The 22848-nt window shown below is 55.6% G+C and carries 19 protein-coding genes and 2 tRNA genes; 14 read left to right on the top strand and 7 right to left on the bottom strand.

The features are described 5' to 3' along the window. Positions 1-2: 2 nt before the first annotated feature. Positions 3-1184, top strand: coding sequence for an AGE family epimerase/isomerase (locus QSJ36_RS02160; RefSeq protein ID WP_022398257.1), 1182 nt, complete (start codon positions 3-5; stop codon positions 1182-1184). Between the two features lie 337 nt (positions 1185-1521). Next, positions 1522-3333 (top strand): DUF262 domain-containing protein, encoded by a 1812-nt coding sequence (locus QSJ36_RS02155; protein WP_022398256.1) that lies wholly within the window; start codon positions 1522-1524, stop codon positions 3331-3333. Positions 3334-3369: 36 nt separating this feature from the next. Here the strand turns inward: QSJ36_RS02155 and QSJ36_RS02150 are convergent, their stop codons facing one another. Together QSJ36_RS02150 and QSJ36_RS02145 are read right to left on the bottom strand one after the other, a co-directional pair. Then, positions 3370-3984, bottom strand: coding sequence for an aminotransferase class IV (locus QSJ36_RS02150; RefSeq protein ID WP_285466534.1), 615 nt, complete (start codon positions 3982-3984; stop codon positions 3370-3372). Then, a complete protein-coding gene (locus tag QSJ36_RS02145; protein WP_285466533.1) occupies positions 3965-4981 on the bottom strand; it encodes an aminodeoxychorismate synthase component I in 1017 nt (338 codons plus the stop codon). The genes QSJ36_RS02150 and QSJ36_RS02145 overlap by 20 nt, the downstream gene beginning before the upstream one ends. 30 nt (positions 4982-5011) lie before the next feature. Between QSJ36_RS02145 and QSJ36_RS02140 the strand changes: the two genes are divergently transcribed. Further along, entirely contained in the window at positions 5012-5662 is a 651-nt protein-coding gene (locus QSJ36_RS02140) for an aminodeoxychorismate/anthranilate synthase component II (protein ID WP_285466532.1), read from the top strand. Between the two features lie 84 nt (positions 5663-5746). Beyond that, a complete protein-coding gene (locus QSJ36_RS02135; protein ID WP_022398252.1) occupies positions 5747-6883 on the top strand; it encodes an NADH:flavin oxidoreductase in 1137 nt (378 codons plus the stop codon). Between the two features lie 47 nt (positions 6884-6930). Here the strand turns inward: QSJ36_RS02135 and QSJ36_RS02130 are convergent, their stop codons facing one another. From QSJ36_RS02130 to QSJ36_RS02115, 4 genes are all read right to left on the bottom strand, one after another. Continuing rightward, a complete protein-coding gene (locus QSJ36_RS02130) occupies positions 6931-7623 on the bottom strand; it encodes a TIGR02206 family membrane protein (RefSeq protein ID WP_215832819.1) in 693 nt (230 codons plus the stop codon). Positions 7624-7633: 10 nt separating this feature from the next. Further along, complete coding sequence (locus QSJ36_RS02125; protein ID WP_285466527.1) at positions 7634-8125, bottom strand: pyridoxamine 5'-phosphate oxidase family protein; 492 nt, start codon at positions 8123-8125, stop codon at positions 7634-7636. Beyond that, entirely contained in the window at positions 8122-8838 is a 717-nt protein-coding gene (locus QSJ36_RS02120) for a glutamine amidotransferase (RefSeq protein WP_285466526.1), read from the bottom strand. Before QSJ36_RS02120 ends, QSJ36_RS02125 begins: the two co-directional genes overlap by 4 nt. Before the next feature lie 96 nt (positions 8839-8934). Beyond that, positions 8935-9438: an aminoacyl-tRNA deacylase gene (locus QSJ36_RS02115; RefSeq protein ID WP_102728833.1), complete on the bottom strand. Its 504-nt coding sequence runs from the start codon at positions 9436-9438 to the stop codon at positions 8935-8937. A gap of 244 nt (positions 9439-9682) precedes the next feature. Here QSJ36_RS02115 and QSJ36_RS02110 point away from each other — a divergent pair, with 244 nt between their 5' ends. The 4 genes from QSJ36_RS02110 (at position 9683) to QSJ36_RS02095 (ending at position 13966) form a co-directional block, all read left to right on the top strand. Next, entirely contained in the window at positions 9683-11104 is a 1422-nt protein-coding gene (locus QSJ36_RS02110) for a cytidylate kinase family protein (protein ID WP_022398247.1), read from the top strand. A gap of 450 nt (positions 11105-11554) precedes the next feature. Further along, positions 11555-12247, top strand: coding sequence for a GDSL-type esterase/lipase family protein (locus tag QSJ36_RS02105; protein ID WP_102728834.1), 693 nt, complete (start codon positions 11555-11557; stop codon positions 12245-12247). Positions 12248-12602: 355 nt separating this feature from the next. After that, positions 12603-13040: a pyrimidine dimer DNA glycosylase/endonuclease V gene (locus QSJ36_RS02100; RefSeq protein WP_022398245.1), complete on the top strand. Its 438-nt coding sequence runs from the start codon at positions 12603-12605 to the stop codon at positions 13038-13040. A 419-nt stretch (positions 13041-13459) separates the two neighbouring features. Continuing rightward, positions 13460-13966: a hypothetical protein gene (locus QSJ36_RS02095; RefSeq protein ID WP_022398244.1), complete on the top strand. Its 507-nt coding sequence runs from the start codon at positions 13460-13462 to the stop codon at positions 13964-13966. A gap of 223 nt (positions 13967-14189) precedes the next feature. On the opposite strand, the gene QSJ36_RS02090 is transcribed toward QSJ36_RS02095, so the two are convergent. After that, positions 14190-14265: transfer RNA gene (locus QSJ36_RS02090), tRNA-Ala, on the bottom strand. A gap of 219 nt (positions 14266-14484) precedes the next feature. Here QSJ36_RS02090 and QSJ36_RS02085 point away from each other — a divergent pair. The 6 genes from QSJ36_RS02085 (at position 14485) to QSJ36_RS02060 (ending at position 22224) form a co-directional block, all read left to right on the top strand. Beyond that, positions 14485-14760 carry a hypothetical protein gene (locus QSJ36_RS02085; RefSeq protein WP_215837059.1) on the top strand — a complete coding sequence of 92 codons (276 nt, stop codon included), beginning with the start codon at positions 14485-14487 and terminating at the stop codon, positions 14758-14760. 72 nt (positions 14761-14832) lie between these two features. Beyond that, positions 14833-15447: a PA14 domain-containing protein gene (locus tag QSJ36_RS02080; RefSeq protein ID WP_250714784.1), complete on the top strand. Its 615-nt coding sequence runs from the start codon at positions 14833-14835 to the stop codon at positions 15445-15447. A 1537-nt stretch (positions 15448-16984) separates the two neighbouring features. Continuing rightward, entirely contained in the window at positions 16985-20746 is a 3762-nt protein-coding gene (metH, locus tag QSJ36_RS02075; RefSeq protein ID WP_285466523.1) for a methionine synthase, read from the top strand. A 31-nt stretch (positions 20747-20777) separates the two neighbouring features. Beyond that, positions 20778-21554 (top strand): threonine/serine exporter family protein, encoded by a 777-nt coding sequence (locus tag QSJ36_RS02070; RefSeq protein ID WP_022398239.1) that lies wholly within the window; start codon positions 20778-20780, stop codon positions 21552-21554. Continuing rightward, the gene (locus QSJ36_RS02065; protein WP_022398238.1) at positions 21551-22054 is read left to right on the top strand and encodes a threonine/serine exporter family protein; all 504 of its coding nucleotides are present in this window, start codon (positions 21551-21553) and stop codon (positions 22052-22054) included. The genes QSJ36_RS02070 and QSJ36_RS02065 overlap by 4 nt, the downstream gene beginning before the upstream one ends. A 95-nt stretch (positions 22055-22149) precedes the next feature. After that, positions 22150-22224, top strand: a tRNA-Gln gene (locus QSJ36_RS02060). Positions 22225-22848: the final 624 nt, after the last annotated feature.

Genomic DNA, 22848 nt, shown 5'->3' with positions numbered 1-22848 from the left:
TTATGGCTGCAACACTTGACCTGACCACCCTGGGCGCATTCTACCGCCGCCAGCTTCTGGAAGACGTTCTGCCGTTCTGGTTCCCGCGCGCTTACGACGAAAAGAACGGGGGCCTCTACCACTGCTTTGACGCGGACGGCACCCTGGTGGACACGGACAAATCCGTGTGGGCCCAGGGCCGCATGGCCTGGATGCTGCTGACCATGTACAACAGCATTGAGAAAAACCCGGACTGGCTCAAATGGGCGGAAAGCGCCCTGAACTTCCTGACGGCGAAATGCGTGGACCCTGCCGACGGCCGCATGTACTTCCATGTGGAGGCGGACGGCACCCCCATCCGCAAGCGCCGCTATGCGTACAGCGAATCCTTTGCCGCCATCGCCTTTGCCGCCCATGCGAAAGCTGCAGGAAATGAAGAATCCGCAAAAGCCGCGCGCCACTGGTTCGACGTCTTTACGGACATCTGCTTCACCCCCGGCAAGATGGTTCCCAAATTCACCGGGAACCGTCCCACGACGGGACTGGGAACACGCATGATTACGCTGGCGACCGCCCAGGAACTGCGCAAGTACCTGGGTGACGAGGACGGCTTCTACACCGGATGGATCGACCGCTGCATCAACGACCTCCGCACCCTGTTCATGAAGCCGGAGCTCAAGGCCGTGATGGAAGTGGTGAGCCCTGACGGCGCCATCATCGACCACTTTGACGAACGCACGCTCAATCCCGGCCATACCATTGAGGGGGGCTGGTTCGTGCTGGAGGAAGCCCGCTTCCGCGGCAATGATCCGGAACTCATCAAGGTGGGCTGCGACATGATCGACTGGGCTTTCGCGCGCGGGTGGGACAAGGAAAACGGCGGCCTGCTCTACTTTACGGACGTGTACGGCAAGCCCGTCCAGGAATACTGGCACAACATGAAATTCTGGTGGCCGCACGACGAGGCGCTCATTGCCATGACGCTCGCCTACAAGCTCACTGGAGAGGAACGCTACGCCATCTGCCACGACATGGTGCACAACTGGGCCTTCTCCCACTTCCAGGACGTGCAGCACGGCGACTGGTTCGGCTACCTGAACAAGGACGGCTCCAGGGCAAACACCCTCAAGGGCAGCCTCTGGAAGTCCTTCTTCCACCATCCCCGCGCCATGTGGTTCTGCGCCCACTACTGCGGCGCCATTTAAGGAAAAACAAAACATATTACTCTTACTAAAAGCCGTTTGCCAAATATGACAAACGGCTTTTACTTTTTATCTATCTTTAAAATGAAGATAATAGGAAATCTCTGCTGAAAAGGCATTCCAAAAAAATCCAGTCTGTTTTTATTTTCAGAGGATCAAAAACAATTGCTCCTTCTTCTGCGGTGTTTTATGATGCCGCTAACATGCTGGGAAAAGATCTGCACATCTTTTTTCATGAAATCATATATTTCAAGCGTGAACCCAACTTCTAATATCCATGAAAAGCACTCCTCATGCTAAATAAGCTCAATAGTGGATGAAGCAATAAAAGAGAAATATCATGACCGGTGAAAAATTCACGTTGATGCAATATTCCGTCAGCGCCGTCTTGGGGCTGATAGAAGCGGAAGATTTCGTTATACCAGAAATTCAGCGCCCCTTTGTCTGGAAACGAAGCCAAGTACGGGATTTAATTGATTCCTTATATAACGGCTACCCTACGGGCTATATCATTACTTGGAAGAATCCTGACGTGAAAACCAAGGATGGAGGAAAAGCCAACGGAAAAAAAGTACTTATCGACGGACAGCAACGTGTAACCGCCCTGATGGCCGCTATCGCCGGCAAAGAAGTCCTGGATGAAGATTTTAATAAAGACCGCGTCAAAATCGCCTTCAATCCTCTTGCTGATGATCCGAGCAAGCGTTTTGCGGTTCAAGACGCTTCTCATTTAAAAGACAAACGATGGATACCGGATATTTCCATCGTATTTGATGCCGATTTCGATGCGTTCGAGTTCTCCGTTGAATATTGTACCATCAATGAAGGAATCAAACCCAACATAATCAATAAATCCATTGCCTCTCTAAAAGGAATCGCCAACAGGCAAATTGGCGTGATTGAGCTGGATGCTACATTGGATATTGATGAAGTAACTGAAATTTTCATTCGTATCAATTCCAAAGGAACGTCTCTCAGCCAATCAGACTTTGTCATGTCCAAGATGGCCGCGGACATGGAACATGAAGGCAGTATGATGCGTAAAACAGTGGACTATTTCTGCCATCTGGCCGTGAAACCTGATTTTTACTCCTTATTGGTACGTGATGAGGAATTCCAGAATTCCAAGTATGCGGATAAAATCAAGTGGCTGGCTCATGATTATGATGACATTTACGATCCCGATTACGGCGATATGCTACGGGTATCATTCATGCACCAGTTCCGCAGAGGAAAACTTGCTGATTTGGTCAGCTTATTGTCCGGGAGGGATTTCGAAACCAAGGAATACCGGGATGATATCGTAGCGGAATCCTACCGGAAACTGGATGCCGGCATTGTACAATTTATCAACCAGCACAATTTTACACAATTTGTAATGGCCCTTAAGGGTGCGGGCTTTGTCTCCAGCAAACAGTTGAATTCACAAATGACGTTGGATTTTGCTTACACTTTGTATCTGATGCTGCGGAGTGATCCAACCATTCCAAACGAACAAATCAAACGGCATGTTCAAAAATGGTTCGTCCTCTCCACCCTAACTTCAAGATACATCGGATCTCCGGAGACGCAGATGGACCGTGATATGCGCAATATCGAAGAAAAAGGCTTCCTGAATTTCAAAACAGAAGTGGAGGCCTCTGCCCTATCGGAAACATTTTGGACGGTTACGCTGCCTCAGAACCTGGAAACGTCTTCTGTAAACAGTCCCGCCTTCAATACCTTCCTTGCTGCTCAAATTAACCTGAACTGCAATTCCCTGCTGATGAAAGGGACTAAAGTCTCCGATCTCATTACCATTTCAGGAGACGTGCACCATATTTTTCCGCGCAATTATCTGAAAAAGAACGGCATTGATAATAAGACAAAATATAATCAGGTAGCCAATTATATCTATCTTGATACGCAGGTAAATAAAGCCATTGGAGACGATCCTCCCTCTGTCTATTTTGCCAAAGTGCAAGAGCAATGCGGGACTAAAGCCATTACACTCGGAAATATTTCCGACGAAGAAATGCTTTACCGCAATCTGGAGGAAAACAGTATCCCTCAAAATATTGTCAGCATGGATATAAGTGATTACGAATCATTCCTTCAAGAACGCCGCAAACTGATGGCGAAGCTGATGCAACGGTATTATCAGGAATTGTAGATCATGCTCCTGTAATATATAAATTTATAAAACCGGTTAAGGATAGACGATATCCTCCGTCCGCACCACCACGTCGCCGGGGTCCAGCATGGCGTTAATCAGGGAACAGAAGCGGAATTTTCCTATATCCTCGGCTTTGATGGAAAGCTCTTCAATGGCTCCGCACGCCAGCAGGAATGCGCGCTTGGTGCCGGGAAGCAGAAAAGTTTCCGGAGTCACCCAGGAGGAGCCGTCCCCGAACACGACGTTGCTGTACCGCGTATCCGTCACCAGCCCGTGCCGGAGGATCAGCACTTCTTCATCCTCACCCAACCCCAGCCCTGCCGCCTGAAGCTCCGTCCGGTCCTCCCACTTGCAGGAGTAATCCAGCCGTGGAATTTCCACGCATGCCAGCCTTTTCACCAGCCGGGGACGGTAAGGTTCAAAGACGGGACGGCGCGCGCTTCCCTGCGTATCATACGTGATATGGCATTTGTAAATGCCGCGGCCTTCCGGCCCCGGACAGGCTGACAGCACGGAGGCCAGATCGGGAACGGCGGAGCCTTCCGCTCCGTGAAGGTTCATGGCGGCTTCCACCCTGCGCTGGTGCCAGGAGAGCAGGCAGGGAGCGCCATCCTCCCATTTGACGGTTTCAAAAATCAAACGGCACATAAACTTTGGCAATAGCTTCCCGGTATTCATCTTCCATGCGGCTCATGACGGTGATGCCGCCTCCGCTTTTGTACACCATTCCCTTTTCATCCTCTTCCATGAAGCGGATGGCGACGGCGGAATCCAAATCCCGCCCGTTGAAGAAACCGAAAATCCCGGTGTAAAACCCCCGCTCCAAGTCCTCCGCCTCCGCAATGGCCCGGCAGGTGGCCTCCTTGGGCGCTCCGGTCACACTCCCGGCGGGCAGCAGCTTCAGCAGGATTTCCCCCAGGCGGGAACGCCAGTCTTCCGGCAGGCGGCCTGAAATCTCGGAACTGCATTGCAGGATGGTTCTTCCGCGCGTTTCCACCGGGCTGATGTAGCGGTAGCGCCTGACCTGCACATCTGCCGCCACCATGGAGAGATCATTGCGCATCAGGTCCACAATGGTGGCGGATTCCCGGTTTTCCTTTTCATCCGTCTCCAGCCAGTCGCGGGCTTCCGGCGTGGCGGCAGGAGCCGTTCCCTTCATCGGAAACGTGGAAATGGACCGCCCGCGTACCGTGACAAACGGTTCCGGAGAGAAGCAGACGCAGCCGCGGCCATGCACGCCGGGAACACGGGCGTCCGGCCCCAGCAGCATCCGGTAGGGAGCCCGTGCGAACCGGAACAGATGGCGAAGCGTCAGGTTGGTTTCCACGGGGGTAGCCACGCATAAATTCAGCAGGTAGGAGTCCCCCCTCATCAGATGGTTCCGGACGGAGGCGAAGGACGCCGCATACCGGGCCATGGAACAGGGGGAAGGGATGAACCGCAGCCGTTCCGGAAGCGGCGGCCAGTTGCCCTGCTCCCCCATGCCTCCCAGCGGCAGGGAAAAAGCCGCCATACGTTCGTGCCCCGTTTCCGGAAGTTCAAACAGGAGGTTGTGCTCCAGATCATGGGAGATCACAAAGAAGAACGGACGTTCCGCACGGCCCAGGGCATTCATGCGGAGGATGGTTTCTTCCCGTGTGTACATTGGCGGGAATTATTCTATCATGTGCGCGCCATGAGTCAACCGAACGTCTGGATCATCGACCACCGGGATTCCTTTACCTGGAATCTCGCGGAACTCGTCAGAGTGACGGGAATGGCCGTTCCGCGCGTGGTCTCCAACCTTTCGCCGGAACTGGAACAGGCGGTTCAGGCGGGAGAAAAACTCATCCTGTCCCCCGGGCCCGGAACGGTGAAGGACGAATGCCACCAGGCAACCTTCCGCCTTCTGGACCGCCTGCCCCCCTGCACTCCGGTGCTGGGCGTATGCCTGGGGCACCAGATCCTGGGCATACGCTTCGGGGCCCGGCTGGAACATCTCTCCCAGCCGCTTCACGGGGTCCGTGAACCCTTACGCCGGACGGAGAGCTGCCCCCTTCTGGAGGGGCTGCCGGAGGAATTCCCCGCAGGCCTGTACCATTCCTGGCGTCTTGCCGCCACCCCCTGGCCGGAGGAACTGGTCGTCACCGCAAGGGATTCCGGGGGAAACATCCAGGCCATTCGCCACAGGTCCCGCCCTCTTTACGGCATCCAGTTTCATCCGGAATCCATCCTGACGCCGGACGGGAAGTCCCTGCTCCGGAATTTCCTGTCTCTTCCGGCAAATGCGGTTGAGGGGAGTCCTGCCTCAAACGAATCAATGATCCACAGCCAGCATCAGGGATGAACGGGAGGAGGCCGGAAAGTGTCTCATACCTGTATCATCCCGGCCCATATCCGGGCCGCTTCAGATATAACGCCTTTTATTCTCATGAACGCACAGGACGAACTCAAGATCAGGGACATGGAAATTCTGTTCCAGCCTTTTCATTCACGCAAGCTCGACACTCCCACCCGCATCGTTCTCCCGGCCATGACCCGGGGATTTTCTCCCAGCGGGGTTCCTACGGACCAGGTGGCCGCCTATTACAAGAGCCGGGCAAAACATGAAGTAGGGCTCATCATCACGGAGGGCACCTTTATTGACGAACCCAGCGCCTCCCCTTCCTCCAATTACCCCAATTTCTTCGGCGGGGCCTCCCTGCGGGGATGGAAAAAGGTGTTGGAAGCCGTTCATACCACGGATTGCAAAATAGCCCCCCAGCTTTGGCACGTGGGCATGGCCCGGCCCTTCAAGGGAGAGAACCTGCCCAATCCGGAACTGCCTCCCATCGGACCATCCGGAATTGACGTGAACACGCTGGAACAAACGGCGGAGCCCATGAGCATCGCCAAGATTGAAGAAGTCATCGACGCTTTCGCGCGCGCCGCGGCGGATGCCAAACGGCTGGGCTTTGACGGTGTGGAACTGCATGGAGCGCACGGCTACCTGATCGACCAGTTTTTCTGGAAGGAGACCAACAGGCGCACGGACGAATACGGCGGAGACCTGGTGGGCCGCACCCGTTTTGCCAGCAGCATTGTCCATGCCGTACGCAAGGCGGTCGGCAGCCAGTTCCCCATCATCTTCCGCTTCTCCCAATGGAAAACCGGCCATTACGATGCCAAGCTGGCGCACACCCCCGTGGAACTGGAAGATTTTCTGACACCCCTGACGGAAGCGGGCGTGGACATTTTTGACTGTTCCACGCGCCGGTTCTGGGAACCGGAGTTTGAAGGTTCCCGCCTCAACCTGGCCGGCTGGACCAAGAAGCTTACTGGAAAGCCCTCCATCTCCGTCGGTTCCGTGGGACTCAAGGGGGATTTTACGAATGCCTTTGACGGCGGCCCGGAAGCGGAGGCCGCCAGTGTGGAACCACTGGTGGAACGGCTGAAAGCCGGGGAGTTCGACCTCATTGCCGTAGGGCGCGCCCTGCTGGCGGATGCGGAATGGGCGGAAAAGATACGCCATGCCCGTGAAAAGGACATCCACCTGTTCACGAAGGAAGACCTGAAAACGCTGAAATAGGAACCGATGGGGCTCCGGATATGGGAAACGCTGTGCCCACGCCCTGCCTACTTTTCCCTGATGCGGACAGTCAGGTACAGCAGCCGCAGAATGGCCAGGGCCGGAAGCTGAAGCGTCAGCAGATACCACGGAGCGGGGCCGAAATATTCCAGCACGGTCCCGGCCGGAGCATACCGGGTAAAACCGTAATTCGTTCCGAGCCACACGTTCACCGGAATAATCAGAAGCAGGTAGGCGTCGCACAGGCCCAGCGTTTTCACGTCATCCCACGGACGCGCGCGCCATCCCAAGACGACGGGAAGATAAAGGGCGGAAATCAATAAAAGCCCGTGCCCCACAAAGAAGGCGAAGAACGCGGCGGAGGGAAAGCCGTCGTGAAGCATGGGGGTAATCAGCCCCTGGACGCTCGCCGTCAGCACGCCGAAATACGCCACGGCGCACGCCCAGGGCTTGCGGAACCACAGGGCGATAAAGCACACCAGCGTCATCAGGCTGCAAAAGTGCAGCGGAAGCCTGTCCTGCCAGGGCTCCCAGTGTTCCCTAACAATGCGCCCGAACGTTTCAATCAGGAAGGTCAGCAGGAAGACGGCGCCCAGCGCCTTCCCGATCAGCACGCGTTTTTCCATCCTGAGCCTCCGGCAGCCCCACAGGAGCCCCCCCGCGGCCAGAGCCACGACGCCCAGGGCCGCCCAGTGCGGCAGGCTCCAGCGGATAAACAGGGGTGCGATTTCTCCAGACATACAAAATCCGTCAACAGGCAGGAGGAGGTTCCGGACACGCATGAAGCTTGCCGCTGATGGATTCCACCCTGAGACGCAGAACATATACGGCGCGGACCATGCCGGGGGTAAAAGCCGCCTCTCGCCCCGTCTGGTGCAGCATGATGCGGCTCAGGGCATGGATTTTTTCCTCATCCTCCCGCAGGAACTCGACGACGCCCCGGCCCATGACGCAGCCGTAGGCATAACTGTACCGGCACGGGGTATCCCCCTCCATCAGCAGATGGTCCCCGTCCATCTCAAAAGAGACCTCCGGGCGGATTTGCAGGATATCCAGCTTCCTCCCTTCCCGGGCGCAGTGGAAAAACAGATTCAGGGAACCATCCCGTTCTTCATAACCGAAATTGAGGGGCACTACGTACACCTCCCTGCCGTCCCACAATCCCAGGCGGCACACCTTGAACCGGGCGACCATATCCAGCAAATCCGCGTGACGGATTACTTCCCTGTCTTTTCTTCTCATAAGCCGGCAGCCTCCATCCATTCATTCATGCAAAGCGCGGCGCGCCCGGCCAGCAGGGTTCCGTTACGTACGGAAGCCGCCCGGAGCCCGCAAATATCCGTCCCGGCGGCCATCAATTCACAGGCATGCCCGGTCAGCCACTCCTCCATCCGGGAAACGTCCGCCTCCACATGAAACTGGAGAGCCAGCGCATGCTTCCCTGCGCAAAAGGCCTGATGCGGGGTAATCTCCGTAGACGCCAGCAGACGCGCTCCGGAAGGCACGTCAAACGTATCCCCATGCCAATGCAGAACGGGTGTTCCCTCCAAATGGCGGAGAGGAGACAGGCGCCCGGCCTCCGTCAGGGATATGCGCCCCCACCCTATTTCCCTGGCCGTACCGGGATAAACCCGGGCGCCGAGGGCATGGGCCATCATTTGAGCGCCAAGGCAGACGCCCAGCAAAGGCAGTTGACGCTCCAGACGCATGCGGACCAAATCCAGCTCCGTCTTCAGATAGGGATGCCGTTCCACATCCCCCACCCCCACGGGACCGCCCAGCACTACGCAACAATCAGCCCCCAGCCACTCCTGAACGGAAGGATACGGAGCGCCTGCCTGGACGTACCGGATTTGAAATCCCCTGCTCCTGAAAAGGGGCTCCAGCGTGCCAAGATCTTCAAAAGCCACATGGCAAAGGGCCAGGCAGGTACGGGAGTGGGAACGGCTACTCATGGCAACGGAGGAATGGACCGCAACAGGAATATAGAAAAAAATCCTCCGGGAAAAGCTTTTTACCGCGTTCCGTCCGCATTTCCGGGACAATGGAAATCACAACGAGGAGGGAATCTCCGCCACATCAGCAAAAGAGCCCTCCGCCGCACGGCATAAATCCACAGGGCTCAATTCAATCTGGCATCCCAGGCGTCCGCCGCTCACCACCATCTCCGGCAGAGCCTCCGCGCTGGAATCAATCACGGCGGGATACTTCCTCTTCATTCCCAGAGCGGTGCAGCCTCCGCGCACGTACCCCGTTACGGTGGTAATATCCTTCACAGGAAGCATGGAAAGAGCCTTGGCTCCCACGGCACGCGCCGCCTTCTTCAAGGAAAGCTCCGCGCCGATGGGAATCACGAACACGTAATACTGCCGCGGCGCGCCCTCCGTCACCAGCGTCTTGTACATCTTCTCCGCCGGCAGCCCCAGAGCCTGCGCCGTATGCCACGCGTCCACAAACTCGCGGCACCCATAGGAATAATGCCTGTAAGGGACATGCAGCATATCCAGCAGGCGCATGGCGTTCGTCTTCGCCTCCTTCTCCTTCTTTTTGGACATAAGCTTGAACCGGAATCCCCCTGCAGCATAGATAAAACGGCTCCCTTTTACAAGACCGGTTCTCTTTCCTTCCTTGCTGGAAAGTACGGCGCAGCCATGAGGCCGTTCATCAGGCTATACCCACCTGCTTATGGCGGGCAACCTCAGGAACGGCAAACAACGGAGGAGGGGGAAAAGGAAAAAACCGCCTCATTCTCCCTGAACCCTTGACTTGACGCTGACAGAAAAGCTAACATCCGGTATCATGGCAGATCATCACGTCCGGAGAAGCATTGGAGAACACATCCTGCGCTGCTTCGTCCTGATCGTGGCGCTCTTCATCATGTCCCTGGGCATCGCCCTGTCCGCCAAGGCCAACCTGGGCGTCTCCCCCATCTCCTGCACGCCGTATGTGCTCAGCCTGGCGCTCCCGCTGACGATGGGAACCGTCACCATCCTGATGCATCTGAGCTTTGTCGCCGTGCAGGCGGCCCTGCTGAAAAGGCAATTCCGTCCGGCGCATCTGCTCCAGATTCCCGTCGTCTTTATCTTCGGCGCCTTGACGGACTTCTCCATGTGGCTGATGGCTCCCCTGGAACCGTCCGGATACCTCTGGTCCGTAATCCTCTGCCTGTTCAGCTGCGCCGTCATTGGATTCGGCGTCTTTCTGCAAGTCAAGGCGGATGCCGTTCTGCTGGCGGCGGAAGGCATGAGCCTGGCCTTCGTCAAACTCTTCAAATGGGAATTCGGAGCCGTTAAAACCAGTGTGGACTGCACGCTCGTCTGCATCGGCCTGGCCTGCTCCTTCATGTTCCTGCCCGGATTGACGGGCATACGGGAAGGAACCGTGGTGGCCGCCGTTCTGGTGGGCATGATCGTCCGTTTTTTCAACAGGCACGTCTTCTGGCCGGACAGGCTGCTGGAACGGCTGGCACGCCCCGGAGCCGCAGGAGAAGTCCTTCCGCTGGCGCAAACAGCCGCTTACGCGCCGGACGCCCCCCTGGTCATCTCCATTGACCGGGAATACGGCTCCGGCGGCCATGCCATCGGCAAAATGATTGCGGAGCGGCTGGGCCTTCAATTCTACGACTCGGAACTGGTCTACCTGACCGCCTCCCAAAGCGGCCTTACTCCGGACTACATCCGCAAGCACGAACAGCAGCTTTCCAGCCGCTTCCTGCATGAACTCTATGCGCAGAACTACGCTTACACGGCGGAGGAACTGCCACCGGAAGACGCCACCTTCCTGGCCCAGAGCAAAGTTATCCGGGACATCACGGCCCGGCAGGCCTGCGTCATTGTGGGGCGCTGCGCCAATTTCATCCTGAAAGGGAGGCCCAACCTGTTCAGCGTATTCCTTCATGCGGACCGGGCCACGCGCATGCAGCGCGTCACTGAAAACTACGGGGTGAAGCCTGGCGGAGCAGCCAAAGCCATGGACCTCATGGATTCCCGCCGCCGTACCCACTGCCTGCACTATACCGGGCAGGAGCTGGGCAACGCCCGCCTCTACGACTTGTGCGTCAACACGTCCGACTACGGCCTGGAACGCACGGTGGAACTGATTCTGGAAGCCATCAACACCAGAACGGAGCAATCCCCCGCCTCGGAAACGGCCCCCGTCCGGGAACCCGCGCTCCCGGAACCGGAGGCCGAGGACATCCAGGGAGAAATCTCCCTGGCCTGACAAGACCTGCAACAGGGATGTGAAGCCTTGGGCATGCCCTCTCCTGCCATATATTTCCCGGGCCTTCCGGCAAGCGTAAGGCAGAAAGACAGTTTCCGCCGCTCCTTTTCCAACAGTTTTCCACTCTCCGGGCGGTCTTCCTCCGGGGAAAACAGGATAACTTGAGCAATTCACGGCCATGGAGCATGATACCGTTTTTTACCGTTAACGGCGCGGAATGGAAAAAGAAGATAGAAAGGCGCAAACCGGGACGCTCTTGTTTACACAAAACAAGTTGAAAGCTCCCTTTCCATGAAAAAACTCCTTCTCTGTTTGTTGTTTCTCCTGATTCCGGCTGTATCGGAAGCAGCGGAGTCCCTGCCGCCCACCCTGAAACCAGAAGCCTAGCACCGGGACCATGCCTACACCTAGGAAACGCGCCATGAAGCCGTTAAGGAACGCCACCGGAACATCAAGCCGGAATACGTCTTCATCGGAGACTCCATCACGGACAACTACCGTAAGGACAACCTTCCCTGCCAGGACTTTCTGCCCATCTGGAAAAAATACTATGCTCCCTACAATGCCTTCAATGCAGGCTTCAACGGCAATACGACGGATGACGTCCTGGCAAGAATCGGGGGCAAGGGAATCCTGGACCATGTCTCCCCCAAAGTGGTCCAGATCATGATCGGCACCAATGACACGGGACGCGGCAATACGGAGGAAGAAACTTTCAACGGCATCTGCCGCGTGGTGAACAAAGTCCATTCCAAACTCCCCCATGCCTCCATTCTCCTGGTCGGCATTCTGCCCAGCGACATTTACAACTGGCACGTAGCCGCGGCAGCCTACCCGGATAAAAAATTCAAAAGGGATATGGCCGTCAATGACAGGCTGGCACGCCTCTATGCCAAAAATCCGTTTGTTACATTTCTGGACATTCGCGACGTCTTTCTGGATGGAAACGGCAAGGTGCGGGAGGAATTATTCTGTGACCCGTCAGTCGTCGTCATCAACGGGAAAAAAGCCGGCCCCCTGCACCCCAACACGGAAGGGCAGCGCCTCATGGCGGAAGCCATTCAGCCAACCCTGGCACGGCTGATGAAAAAGCATTCCAAACAGGAATCACGGAGCATTTTCCCGTTCTCCCTTCCGGAATGAGGCATGAGCCAGTGATGCAGCTTGTTTGCCATAAAGCGTTTGTCTGCCCGTGGAACAAAGAAAATTTATCCTCTGCCGTCCGGAAAAACCTTCATGGACACGGAACCATTGACAGCCCAGGGATGACAAAACGTCTCCCTTGACCATAACAAAGAACAGGCATTTTCAGGAAGTTCAGGGTTCCGCGCATTTCTCAATAGCCATTGCCTGCAACTAAAGAATTCTGGAAAAATCTCTTGAACTGAAACGGCGGCTTTCTCACAGAACAGCCTGAAATCCATACCCTCCTCTGCAGCCTTTCGTGTGCTGCACAGGGAGAATCAACGTTGTGTGACCTTTCACAGTCCAAAAAACCATGAGACTTTGGTCACTCCACCCTTCCTATCTGGATGCCATCGGCCTGATTGCCCTGTGGAGGGAAGGCTTGCTCGCCCGGAAAGTCCTGCTGGGACAAACAAAAGGCTACACCCGCCATCCCCAGCTCATCCGTTTCCGGGAAACGGGAAATCCCCTACAAACCATGGACCTCTACCTGAAAGCCGTCCATGAAGAATCCATTCGCAGAGGCTACAGCTTTGATTTAAGCAAAATTTCTCCTTGTGCGTGCCAGCCCTCTTCCCGCCTCCTTCTCCCGGATAAACAGCTCGAATACGAATTCCATCATCTACTGAACAAACTCCGGAAAAGGTCCCCCCAGCAATATTACCTGCTACAACAAACCACATCCATTCTCCCCCATCCCCTTTTTCAAGTGGTTCCGGGCGATATTTGTACTTGGGAAAAGTACACTTAACCCCAACATCACGATTAAAATATATCTTGATAAAATGGTTGGCCCAACAAGCAAATGATGATGCATCATTGTCCATGTCGCCCCACCCTAGCGGCATTTTTGCAACGTCATCATGTACGAGAGAACTGTTTGTGCCTCTAAGAGTGATGGAATCGTTTATTTCCATGACGTTATTCTTGCGATGCATCCATCTTTTGAAAAGTTCGCCGTTATTTTAAAAAAAGGAGAATGCCGTTCGAAAGGGTAAACTTGGACGAGACCTGAACAAAGATAAAGTCGTGGTGTCGACAGACAACACGGCAGAATCCGAAAAGCCAACTAATAAAAGAGTAGGAACAACATTACCGGAATCTGTAGGCTGAGCGTTCCCATGGCAGAATCAACCGCTTCCCATTCCTGGTAAACACTAACCAATTATCATGAGCAATCTGGATACATTTAAAACATACCTCACCAATAATCAAAATGATGAAGCTATCAACTTTCTGAACAATACCTATTTTCAAGGGGACAAAACCTACCAACTCAAAGTGAAAGATTTTGGAGGAGACCACGCGCATGCCAAAACGGGAGGAACGGAAAGCTCTCCCTGCATCACGTTCAAACCTGCATATTTGCGTCGTATACTGACAAGCCCTACTAACGAGGAGGAAGTTTTTGCCAAGTGCATTTCCACCCTGCGTCATGAAAGGATGCATGTAACACAATTAATCAAAGGGGAATTCAGAACAAAAACCCCGGATGAACTGGAATTCATGGCTTATTCGGAAGAATTGCTTCCAGATTCCGCTCTGCCTGCGTTATCTGATGTTATGTGGGAAGCGGCTTGGAAAAAATCAGACGATCATTATGGCAAGCTAACAATTCCTTCGCAGGCATACCAAGACCGAAAGACACTGATTGACCAGCTCCGCGCCAATAAGTAAAGGACAACAAAACAGAATCAACGTTTCAAACCTGTTTTTTATTTCCTTAATATCATACGTTCATACAAGAAGTGGAACAAGATTGTCTCCTCAAACAACAAATGTTGAAATGATATCTTTTGTTCCACTTCTCTTCCTTCCACCAAACACTGACCCCCAGACTTTCAATACGGTTGATAAAACGGAAAAGGCCTTAAAGCGTTCATGCTTTAAGGCCTTTATTTGGTGGAGCATAGCGGGTTCGAACCGCTGACCTCCTCAATGCCATTGAGGCGCTCTACCAACTGAGCTAATACCCCTTGACTTTCGTCTTGGTGCGTCCCGTTGAGGACGGGGAAAAAGTATCATGACAGCAGCAGACACGCAAGCTTTTTCTGCAAAAAAGATGACCATGGACGATTTTTTCCGGGAAATACCGGACCGGGAAGAAGTTCCAAGCCGCGCATGCCCGGAAACAGGAACAGCCGGAACAAATGTGTTTGAATAAGGTTCACTCCTGTTTTACCTTTTCATAAACGATGAAACGCCTCCTTTTTCAGCATCGCATGCTTTCCGCCGCCGCTCTGGCGGCTTTTTTCCTGGCCGGTTCCCTGCATGCCCAGGAGCCTCCCGCAAACACGGGGCAACCGGCCCAAACGGAAGACAGCGGCATTTCCACTCCCCGGAGGGTCGCCGGACTGAGCGTTCTGGCATTCCTGATCGGCTGGATGATTTGGAGAAGCGGTTCGCGCCGCCAAAAGGACGGCAGCCAGGACCAGGATATTCCCCGTGATGACACTGAACCCCGGGAATGACGCCGTTTTTGAAAGGTTGCCTCTATCCTTTCCGTAGTCGTTGCAGGGAATATCCCCCTGCCCCATTCATTCATGAACGTTATTCTACCCATCCTGAGCCTCCTGTGCGGCGCCATGCTGACGGAAGCGGCTTCCGGCGTCTCTGACGCGGGAGATCCTTCCCCCGGCGTAGTGCAGGAGCTATGGTTCGGCATTCCGGGAGCATCGGTGAAGGATTTGACGCACGGGAAGATTTTTGACACTGCGGCATCGGCGGTTCACACGGTCAGCAGTCTGGATGTGGAGAACCTGGGCGACCAGTACGGAGCCCGTTATTCCGCCCTGCTCCGGGTACCCGTCAGCGGCAAGTACCGTCTTTACCTGTCTTCCGACGATTCCGCGGAGCTGTGGCTTGGCAAGGACGCCACCCAGAAGGACATGGCCTGCATTGCTACGGTGAAGGGGTATTCCGATCCCCATAATTGGAGCAACCAGCCCAACCAGGCTTCCGAACCCGTTCAACTGGAAGCGGGCAGATTTTATTTTCTGGTGGTGATTCACAAGGAGGACGGAGGTCCGGACCATATGTCCGTTGCCTGGTCCGGTCCGGACATTCCCTCTCCGGTCATCATTCCGTCCACGGCACTGTTCGTGCCTCCCGGCGTTTTGCCGGAAGACAAGCCCCAGCCTCCGGCAGCGGCTGATTGAGAAGCCTGTCCATTTCCTCCCCTTCCTGCTCCTCTATATTTTTTCAAGGCACATGACCAATTTATCATTAGGAAAAGGAGTGTTTCCCATGAATTTCCATTGCCGGAAAAGGAAATAACTTCCCCTGGCATGATAAAAAACCGGACCTCCCCACGTCAGGGAAGTCCGGTTTTTCTCGTCGTATATCATGTAGTTAATTGGAGCGGCCTGACACCAAAAATGCCAAAACACCCACTGAAACCAATTTAGCGGATTTCTAATCCGTGGTCACATAAGCCCTGTAAGGTTTTTCGGCAGGGAAGTCTTTCTTCTCCGGGGAGCGCTACCATCCCCCAGGATATAAAGAAGAGGAAAGTCTTGGGAATAAGGGCCTCCCGGCCCTTGAAAAGTACGTTAACAGAAGGAAAATGTTCCTTTCCCTCTCCCTTGGGATTTTACGTTTCATACGAAACCGGTAGGCTTCCGTTCCCAGATGGATGTCTTTGAACCATCGGGAATTTTTTCTCAAATCCTTTCCCTTCAAGGTAGGAACTTGACCACGGATTAGAAATCCGTCTTCATTCCGGTTGCTTAAACGCCTGCTTGCCGTGCGGCAATTTCTTGTGCTGCTCAATAAGATATGTAACGAAAAGGAATAATGGGGCCTTAGTGCTCGGCACGGGTAATTTCTCCGGCATTGAACCGGAAACGGCACCAGGCTTTTCTGCAAGCCTGGTCAAGATTTATCCAATTCATTTATTTTATGATTATTCCATAACTTTTTTACAGATATTCCATTTCATTTATACACCTGTTATTCACATTCTATTTACATTTCTTTTTTCTCTTTTGTCCAGAACTTGAACTTCTTTTCCACGGCGGCAAATCGTGAAATACGGAAAGGCTATCCGGGAAAGGAACAGCAGATTCTCGCTCAAGACCCTCCCTCAACAACAGAATGAGAAAGGCAGGAAAACTGTTTTCCATCATCCCTCATTTCCTCTCATGGCCTAAGAAGGGAGAAATGCCGGGAAGCGTTTGTTTCCGGCGCCAATTCCTCCACTCCTGCCGCCACAGGCTAAAATTACGGAGTAAGCTTCCGGTCAGCAATCCACCATTCAATCGGTTTCCCTTTTCATTCCTTGTAGCCTTTTCCGCAAGGATTTTTCATCTAAAACCGTTTTCTAAAGCATTGCCGGTGCCAGCTACGACCACATGCCCGCCCAAAAGGATATACCGTAACTGCCCCATTATTTACGGGAAGCCAGGCAAAAAATCTTTTCCGGGCACCGGAGATTGGAATTTCCCGTCACCTCCTCTTTAGCGGAAGAAGGAAGCCAGCTACTCCCTGCAGCGTTTGTTTATTTACCACAGGCATGTCATCGGCCATCGGCTTCCTGTTCCCTTGAATACGGTTTTCCATTCATTTCCACGGCACAGAATGAGGGCCAATAAGGGGGATTTTAAATGTACATTCCAGGGAAGGCTTCTTCAGAGGATGTGTGACGCCAATTGTCCTTGTTCCAAACACGGACGAACGTTAGATTTTCCGCGCCGTATGACCAGAGCATCCAGAATAGAACGCCTTGATTATCTGAAAGACCAGTTGCGCAACAGGGTCGTCATCCTGGATGGCGCCATGGGCACCAATATCCAGAAGTTCAGGCTGGAGGAGGAGGATTACCGTGGAGAATGTTTTGCGGATGCTGCCCGCTACCCCAACGACCTGAAGAATAATAACGATCTGCTGGTGCTGACCAGGCCGGAAATCATTCTGGATATTCACCGCCGCTTTCTGGATACGGGTCGCGCGGATATTCTGGAAACCTGCACTTTCGGCGCTACCAGCATCGGCCAGCATGATTACTTCTGGCACCGTCCGGAAGAAGGACGGCGCAAGGACCAGGAGTATTTCCAGGAGGTGGTGGATGCCCCTGAATTGAAGGCCCTGGTCCGGGATTTGAACATGGCAGCTTCCGCACTGGCCCGCCAGGCATGTGACGAAGCGGAAGCGTCAGACGGCAAGCCGCGCCTGGTGGCCGGCTCCATCGGTCCCATGCCCGTTACCTGCTCCCTGTCCCCGGACGTGAACGATCCCGGCTTCCGGGCCGTGAATTTCCGCCAGCTGAGGCAAGCCTACCGCGACCAGGTTCTGGCCCTGCTGGAAGGAGGAGTGGATATGCTGCTGGTGGAGACGATTTTCGACACGCTGAACGCCAAGGCGGCCCTGTTCGCCATTGAAGAGATTTTTGAGGAACAGCCGGAGGCCGCCGTTCCGGTCATGGTGTCCGTAACGCTGACGGACAAGGCCGGACGCACGCTGTCCGGCCAGACGATTGAAGCGTTCTGGAATTCCATTCGTCACGTCCGCCCTTTTTCCGTAGGCATCAATTGCGCCCTGGGGCCGGACCTGATGCGCTCCTTTGCAGAGGAGCTTTCCGGCCTGGCGGATTGCTACGTGTCCATTTACGCGAATGCCGGGCTTCCCAACCCGCTCAGCCCCACCGGCTACGACCTTCTTCCGGAGGACATGGCCCGGTTCATGAAGGAGTATGCCTCCCTGGGCCTGCTGAATATCGTAGGCGGCTGCTGCGGGACCACTCCGGAGCATATCGGCGCCATTGCTGCAGCCATGGAAGGGGAGCCTCCGCGCATTCCGGCTTCCCAGGAGCCCGCGCTGCGCCTGTCCGGATATGAAGCGTACAATCATACGCGGGAGAAGAATACCCTTTTTGTGGGGGAACGCTGTAATGTGGCGGGTTCCCCCAAATTTGCGCGCCTGATTCGTGAAGGGAATTATGAGGAAGCAGTATCCATTGCCCGCCAGCAGGTGGAGAATGGAGCCGTGGTGCTGGATTTCTGTTTTGACGACGGCCTGATCGACGGCCCCGAGGCCATGGTCCGCTTTCTTAATCTCGTTTCCGCGGAGCCGGATATCGCCCGTGTTCCCTTCATGGTGGATTCCTCCAAATGGGAAGTATTGGAGGCCGGCCTGCAATGCATGCAGGGCAAGGGAATCGTGAATTCCATTTCCCTGAAGGAGGGGGAAGAGGAGTTCCTGAAGAAGGCGGCGCTGATTAAAAAGTACGGCGCTGCTGCCGTGGTGATGGCTTTTGACGAACAGGGGCAGGCTTCCAATTACGGCGACCGCGTCCGCATCGCCAAACGGGCCTATGACCTGCTGGTGGAGCGGGTGCAGTTCCCGCCGGAGGATATCATTTTTGACCCGAACGTGCTGACCGTCGGCACCGGCATTGCGGAACACGCCAATTACGCGCTGGATTTCTTCAAGGCAGCAGGCTGGATTTCCCGGAACCTTTCCCACACCCACATTTCCGGCGGCATTTCCAATGTCTCCTTCGCCTTCCGCGGCAATAATCCGGTGCGGGAGGCCATGCATTCCGCCTTCCTGTACCACGCCACGCGGCAGGGGCTGGACATGTGCATCGTGAATGCCGGGATGCTGGAAGTGTACGATAATATTCCCAAGGACAGGCTGGAGCTGATTGAAGACGTTCTGCTGAACCGGAATCCGGACGCTACGGAACGCCTGACGGATTACGCTGAAAAACTGGCCGCGGAGAAGACGGAAGACGGAAAGGAAAAGAAGCCCGTGCTGGCCTGGCGGGAGCAGGACGTCGCCAAACGCCTGGAGTATTCCCTCATCAAGGGCATTACCGAGTTCGTGGATGCGGATACGGCGGAGGCGTTCCGGGAGCTGGGCTCTCCGCTGAACGTGATCGAAGGCCCGTTGATGGACGGCATGAAAGTCGTCGGGCAATTGTTCGGGGACGGCAAGATGTTCTTGCCCCAGGTGGTGAAGAGCGCCCGCGTGATGAAGCAGGCCGTGGCATGGCTCACCCCGTACATTGAAGCGGACAGCAAGGGTTCCTCCAAGACGGGAAAGGCCGTGATCGCCACCGTGAAGGGGGACGTGCATGACATCGGCAAGAATATCGTGGGCGTGGTGCTGGGCTGCAACGGCTTTGAGATGATTGACCTGGGCGTGATGGTTCATTGTGATACCATTCTGGACCGGGCGGAGGCGGAACAGGCGGACCTGGTGATGCTTTCCGGCCTGATCACCCCTTCCCTGGAGGAGATGTCCCACGTGGCCGCGGAGATGGAGCGCCGGGGGATGACCATTCCCCTGATGGTGGGGGGAGCCACCACGTCCGCCCTGCACACGGCCCTGAAAATCGCCCCCCATTACAAGGGCGCCGTGGTTCATACGGTGGACGCCTCACAGGTGGTGCCCGCTGCCGCCTCCCTGGTGAGCGAGAAGAAGGATTCCTACATTGCCTCCGTGAAGGCACGGCAGGAGGAGTTGCGCAACAGGCATGAAAACAAGCCCGTCCGCGACCTCCTGCCCCTGAAGGAAGCCAGGGAATTGCGCTGGAAGGGAGCGGAGGGCGGTTATCTTCCCCCCGTGCCCGCACGCCTGGGACCGGTTTCCATCGGCAGCCTGCATAGTTCCGTCAGCTGCGGCTGCTGCAGTGACGACCCGCGCTATTACGTGACCGTTCAGGAGCTGATTGAGCATATTGACTGGACGCCCTTTTTCCACGCCTGGGAATTGCACGGTTCCTGGAACCGCGCCAGCCAGGAGTTCCGGACGAAGGACCCTTCCAAGGCGGAGGCGGCCGCGGCCCTGTACCAGGACGCACGCGACCTGCTGGACCAGGCCGTGAAGGAGAACCGCTACCAGGCCCGCGGCGTCATCGGCATTTTCCCGGCCAATTCCACGGCCAGCCATGACGACATCACCGTCTGGACGGATGAGTCCAGAAATGTTCCGCAGGCCATCCTGCTGACCCAGCGCCAGCAGTTGAACAAGCAGGGAAAGACCCGGCTGGCGCTGGCGGATTTCATCGCTCCCGAGGGGGTGAAGGATTATGTGGGGGCCATGGCCGTCAGCATCCACGGGTCCAGGCGCTGGGCGAAGGAATGGGAAGCCAGGAATGATTCCTACCGCGCCCTGCTGGTCAGCTCCCTGGCGGACCGCCTGGTGGAGGCTTTCGCTTCCATCGCCCATGGCAAGCTGCGCCTTTTGTGGAATATTCCGGAAGAGTCGGGGGTGCGCCCCGCCTGCGGCTACCCCAGCCAGCCGGACCACCAGGAGAAGGAAACCGTGTTCGGCCTGCTCCATGCCCGGGAGGAAGCGGGCATGAACCTGACGGAGACCTGGATGATGCAGCCCGTTTCCTCCGTCTGCGCCCTCGTGTTCTCCCACCCGGAAAGCACCTATTTTTCCGTGGGCGTCACCGGGGAGGACCAGCAAAAGGATTACGCCGCCAGAAGACAGGCCGCCCATTCCTGACTTTCCCGTTTTTATTCCGCCTTTCCCCTTTATGCAGCATACCGACCAAATACAGGCCCTTTCAGAGTTCCTGCTGGAGTACGCCACCACGCTTATGGGCGCAGGGGTGCACACCAACCGCGCCGTGCGCAATATTTCCCGCATTGCCGCCGCGTACGGGTACAGTGCGGATATGACCATTTTCCAGCGCAATATCACCATGAGCCTGATCTGCAAGGATGACGAGACGCTGCGCCGCACCTCCGTCCGGAAGCTGAAGCCCCTGGCGTTCAACTTGAACCTGATCCAGCAGCTCAGCGAATTGAGCTGGCTCCCGGTGGACAACAACGTCAGCATTGCGGAGATGGAGCAGGCGTTCCGCTCCATCGTGCGCACCAAGAGGTTTTCCCGCTGGACGGACCTGCTTCTGGTCAGCGTGGGCAACGCCGCCTTCTGCCGCCTGTTCAACGGGGACCTGTGGGCCATGCTGACCGTGTTCGCCGCCACCCTGCTGGGCTTCCTGGTAAAACAGCAGCTTTCCCGGTTGAAGTACAATCCGCTGGGCGTCATTATCCTTTCCGCCTTCGCCGCTTCCATGGCGGCCGCGTGCGCCGTCATCTTCCAGCTCGGCTCCACGCCTCAGATCGCCCTGGCCACCAGCGTCCTGTTCCTGGTTCCCGGCGTTCAGATGATCAATTCCATCATGGACCTGATGCACGGCCACATCCTGATGGGCATCTCACGCGGCGTCCATTCCATCATGATGATTTCCTGCATCACCATCGGCCTTTCCGCAACCATGCTCATCGTGGGGGTAAACAGCTTATGAGTCCGGATTTTCTTTCCTCCATCCTCCTGGACGGCCTGATGGCCGCCATTGCCGCCACGGGGTTTGCCGTCATCTCCAATCCGCCCAAGCGCGCCATTGCCGTTTCCGCCCTGCTGGCGGCCATCGGCCACGCCTTCCGGTTTTACATGCTGCATTCCTGGTCCATTGACATTTCCAGCGCTACCTTTATCGCCGCCTTCACCATAGGCATGCTGGGCGTCATGACAGCCAAGCTGGTGAAGTGCCCGGCGGAGATTTTCGCCTTCCCCTCCCTGCTGCCGATGATTCCGGGCGTGTACGCCTACAAGACCATCCTGGCCCTGATGCAGTTCATGCAGGAGAACCAGGACACGGCCACCATGAACCGGCTGATTGTAGAGATTTGCAAGAACGGCATCACGGCGTTCTTCATCATCTTCTCCCTGGTGATCGGAGTAGCCATTCCCATGCTGATGTTCAAACGGTTGAGCTATACCCGCATCATCAAGCCGGAACACTGACCCCCAAACGCCTGAAACGGGTCATTTTTCTCTTGCCAGACTACGCCCCGTATGGTTTACTACGCCCCGCAACGGCAGGAATGCCAGTGCAAGACAGCCCCATAGTGTAATTGGTAACACACCTGATTTTGGTTCAGTATTTCTAGGTTCGAGTCCTGGTGGGGCTGCCAATCCAACCCTCTCTTCAAGGAGGGTTTTTCGCTGCCTTTTTCCGGCGCCGTTTCCCTCCCCGATTTCGCCAGCAGTGAGATTTCCCCGGGCCCCAGTGAATTGCCGGCCTGCGGCACGGCGGTTGTCCTGGCGGAACCTTCGTGAACCTGCAGCGCACCAGGGATGCCACCGGGCGTAAGGAAGCCGTCCTTCCCGCATGTTCATTCACGGCCGTGCGCCGGGAATAAGGGTTCCGGCCCCTTTAGACTCCGGACGGCACAAAGAAAGAGAGAAATTCCCCGCCGCTGTGCTGCGGAAAATGTTTTAAATACGCTAGCCAGGAAACCAGACAAGCCTGGCGGACAGAAAGGATAGCTTGAAGCGCTCAGGAGGAATTAATCAAGCTTCCATTCCCAGGCAACGGCAGAATGAACATGGCGGGATATGATATTCCCCCCACTCCATTTATTTCTGGAGAATACAGAAGGATTTCCCCCTTACAAAATTTGGAACAGAAAACGGAACGGGCACTTCCGGAGATTATCCGGAGGAGCCAGGGGAACGGAGTAACGGCCACCCTTTCCACTTTCCCCTGTTTCCACGCCCTCCGGACGAGGGTCACGTGGCATTTCCAGACGGTAAAA

This window comes from Akkermansia sp. NBRC 115031 (assembly GCF_030268505.1).
In the GTDB taxonomy this organism is placed as follows: Bacteria; Verrucomicrobiota; Verrucomicrobiia; order Verrucomicrobiales; family Akkermansiaceae; genus Akkermansia; species Akkermansia massiliensis.
This window is presented reverse-complemented; position numbering and strand designations above follow the sequence as displayed.

Excerpts from the sequence above, each read along its gene's own strand:
- QSJ36_RS02160 (WP_022398257.1), top strand. The coding sequence starts at position 3 with ATGGCTGCAACACTTGACCTGACCACCCTGGGCGCATTCTACCGCCGC.
- QSJ36_RS02155 (WP_022398256.1), top strand. The coding sequence starts at position 1,522 with ATGACCGGTGAAAAATTCACGTTGATGCAATATTCCGTCAGCGCCGTC.
- QSJ36_RS02150 (WP_285466534.1), bottom strand. The coding sequence starts at position 3,984 with ATGTGCCGTTTGATTTTTGAAACCGTCAAATGGGAGGATGGCGCTCCC.
- QSJ36_RS02145 (WP_285466533.1), bottom strand. The coding sequence starts at position 4,981 with ATGTACACACGGGAAGAAACCATCCTCCGCATGAATGCCCTGGGCCGT.
- QSJ36_RS02140 (WP_285466532.1), top strand. The coding sequence starts at position 5,012 with ATGAGTCAACCGAACGTCTGGATCATCGACCACCGGGATTCCTTTACC.
- QSJ36_RS02135 (WP_022398252.1), top strand. The coding sequence starts at position 5,747 with ATGAACGCACAGGACGAACTCAAGATCAGGGACATGGAAATTCTGTTC.
- QSJ36_RS02130 (WP_215832819.1), bottom strand. The coding sequence starts at position 7,623 with ATGTCTGGAGAAATCGCACCCCTGTTTATCCGCTGGAGCCTGCCGCAC.
- QSJ36_RS02125 (WP_285466527.1), bottom strand. The coding sequence starts at position 8,125 with ATGAGAAGAAAAGACAGGGAAGTAATCCGTCACGCGGATTTGCTGGAT.
- QSJ36_RS02120 (WP_285466526.1), bottom strand. The coding sequence starts at position 8,838 with ATGAGTAGCCGTTCCCACTCCCGTACCTGCCTGGCCCTTTGCCATGTG.
- QSJ36_RS02115 (WP_102728833.1), bottom strand. The coding sequence starts at position 9,438 with ATGTCCAAAAAGAAGGAGAAGGAGGCGAAGACGAACGCCATGCGCCTG.
- QSJ36_RS02110 (WP_022398247.1), top strand. The coding sequence starts at position 9,683 with ATGGCAGATCATCACGTCCGGAGAAGCATTGGAGAACACATCCTGCGC.
- QSJ36_RS02100 (WP_022398245.1), top strand. The coding sequence starts at position 12,603 with ATGAGACTTTGGTCACTCCACCCTTCCTATCTGGATGCCATCGGCCTG.
- QSJ36_RS02095 (WP_022398244.1), top strand. The coding sequence starts at position 13,460 with ATGAGCAATCTGGATACATTTAAAACATACCTCACCAATAATCAAAAT.
- QSJ36_RS02085 (WP_215837059.1), top strand. The coding sequence starts at position 14,485 with ATGAAACGCCTCCTTTTTCAGCATCGCATGCTTTCCGCCGCCGCTCTG.
- QSJ36_RS02080 (WP_250714784.1), top strand. The coding sequence starts at position 14,833 with ATGAACGTTATTCTACCCATCCTGAGCCTCCTGTGCGGCGCCATGCTG.
- metH (WP_285466523.1), top strand. The coding sequence starts at position 16,985 with ATGACCAGAGCATCCAGAATAGAACGCCTTGATTATCTGAAAGACCAG.
- QSJ36_RS02070 (WP_022398239.1), top strand. The coding sequence starts at position 20,778 with ATGCAGCATACCGACCAAATACAGGCCCTTTCAGAGTTCCTGCTGGAG.
- QSJ36_RS02065 (WP_022398238.1), top strand. The coding sequence starts at position 21,551 with ATGAGTCCGGATTTTCTTTCCTCCATCCTCCTGGACGGCCTGATGGCC.